This is a genomic window from Exiguobacterium artemiae 255-15 (assembly GCF_000019905.1).
Classification (GTDB): Bacteria; Bacillota; Bacilli; order Exiguobacteriales; family Exiguobacteriaceae; genus Exiguobacterium_A; species Exiguobacterium_A artemiae.
The window spans coordinates 1-1,765 of the sequence record NC_010550.1 but is presented as its reverse complement, the minus strand read 5'-3'; the positions used below and the strand labels follow the sequence as shown (position 1 = coordinate 1,765).

General features: G+C 41.4%; 3 protein-coding genes. All 3 read right to left on the bottom strand.

Going from position 1 to position 1,765, the window contains the following annotated elements; genetic code table 11:
* Positions 1-7: 7 nt before the first annotated feature.
* The 3 genes from EXIG_RS15990 to EXIG_RS15540 all read right to left on the bottom strand — a co-directional run bounded on the left by EXIG_RS15990 (position 8) and on the right by EXIG_RS15540 (position 1,717).
* Positions 8-154 (bottom strand): hypothetical protein, encoded by a 147-nt coding sequence (locus tag EXIG_RS15990; protein ID WP_012362687.1) that lies wholly within the window; start codon positions 152-154, stop codon positions 8-10.
* Positions 151-378: an Arc family DNA-binding protein gene (locus EXIG_RS15545; protein ID WP_012362686.1), complete on the bottom strand. Its 228-nt coding sequence runs from the start codon at positions 376-378 to the stop codon at positions 151-153. The genes EXIG_RS15990 and EXIG_RS15545 overlap by 4 nt, the downstream gene beginning before the upstream one ends.
* Before the next feature lie 445 nt (positions 379-823).
* The gene (locus EXIG_RS15540) at positions 824-1,717 is read right to left on the bottom strand and encodes a rolling circle replication-associated protein (protein ID WP_012362685.1); all 894 of its coding nucleotides are present in this window, start codon (positions 1,715-1,717) and stop codon (positions 824-826) included.
* Positions 1,718-1,765: the final 48 nt, after the last annotated feature.

Genomic DNA, 1,765 nt, shown 5'->3' with positions numbered 1-1,765 from the left:
GACAAACTCATTCTGAACGCTTTTCCAACTCTTTTTTCAGATTCTCATACGAACGAATTAGAGCTTCTAAATCTTTTCGGCTTACAGTAATCATCATATGTTCATCACTAAACTCGTCTAGAGTTTCTTTGAGCCGTTCAACTGGTGTACTCATTTTTTTCCCCCGTTATACTGTTCTAGAATTTTTGCAAAGGCAACTGGATCAGTCAGCAAATTCATACTTTGCGCCATTTCGTCTTGTTTCAGAATTTCATCCATTTTCAAGTTGATAAATGCCGAAACTGGAACACCCTTTGCATGAGCCGTTTTCTCGATACGGTCAAACATATCTTGTGGCATTCTGATATTAAAACGTTTCATCTCATTTTCGTTAGCCATTATTATCCAACTCCCTTCTGTGTATAATATACACCTTTAGGACTTACTATGTCAACGCTTTTTATTTCACGACTTATTGACATCGAGCCTCTGACCCCCAAACCCCCAAACCCATCGCCTCCGAGGGTCTTCGCCCCTCTGGGAGCCACTGGTTTCAGTGTTTATGGGGGTCTGCTCAATATCAATAAGCTTTCGCGACATAAACGCTAACGTGTACAGTTTTAAAAGTGACCTGAATCCATAAGCACCAATGCCCTACGGCACTTACACATGTATTTCCTACCCCCCTGTTAGTAGGTGGGGGCCGTACCTTCCAGTTGTGTATCCAGTAGCGTGCGAGCCGTTGCTCAACTGGACATGCGTCTCAGTTTGCGCTCCGTCTTCGCTACGCTTTCCGGGTACGCAAAAAGGAGGGTTCGCAGCCCTCCCTTCCGCTATTCAGTTGTTAACGCTTTGTGTTATACTGTTCGTAGGTGATAGTGTTTTTGAAGTCGTCCTGCTCGACGACTAAAGTCTTGACGTAGTGGGGTTTCTCAGACCCTACTACTTTTTTTATGTCCCCATATCTCATTTCTTCACGAACAGGCATTTTAATCCCTTTAGACTTACGGTAAAGATTCATGCCACTCGGATATAGATGCAAGCGACCACCCTTGATAAACTTCTTCTCTTGACCATCAACAACCTTCGAAACAACCTCTACATTGTCATCAAAAGCTAAAAACACATTATCAGTAGTCAATTCCACATCAGCAAGGTAAGCCGACAGATACGCACCAATATTATCGACACCGTTTAAAGAATGCATATTCGTGAAACCATGCCCCCACAGTGCTGCAACATCATTATTAGGAATATACATCTTGCTACCGGTCATATCGTTGAATCTAACGAGTAAATGGTGATGCCATGCCCCACGCTCTTGAGGTTCAACAACAGTCATGTAGTCAATTGATCCATACTGTTTTTCGTACTTATAACGGAACTTAAGCATGAACTTCTTAAAATCACTATATAAACGCTTAACGTCGGTCATATTCTCTTTGTATGTAAGGGTAATGAAAAGCTCATTACCAGCACCCACATAGTTAGTATTAATCAAATAACGGAGCTTCTTAAACGTCTGTCTTAAAGAGTTAAGACTGTCACTTCTAACCTCGCCTTGTTTAAACTCACCAATCTCACCAGTCTTGAGATTAAGATACCGTTCCTTGTCTAACTTTTGAATATGGTTAGTACGATTCATTCGCTCCATATGTTGCACTTCCACAAGGTGGTTCATTTTGGTTACTCGCACCGTAGAGGAAGGAGAAATATTAGAGCTTTTTTCGTGTTCCATAACCTCACCGCTTTTCTGCTAATGTTTAATTAAAATCAAGTTAATAAA

Coding starts and splice junctions, on each gene's coding strand:
- EXIG_RS15990 (WP_012362687.1), bottom strand. CDS start 154: ATGAGTACACCAGTTGAACGGCTCAAAGAAACTCTAGACGAGTTTAGT.
- EXIG_RS15545 (WP_012362686.1), bottom strand. CDS start 378: ATGGCTAACGAAAATGAGATGAAACGTTTTAATATCAGAATGCCACAA.
- EXIG_RS15540 (WP_012362685.1), bottom strand. CDS start 1,717: ATGGAACACGAAAAAAGCTCTAATATTTCTCCTTCCTCTACGGTGCGA.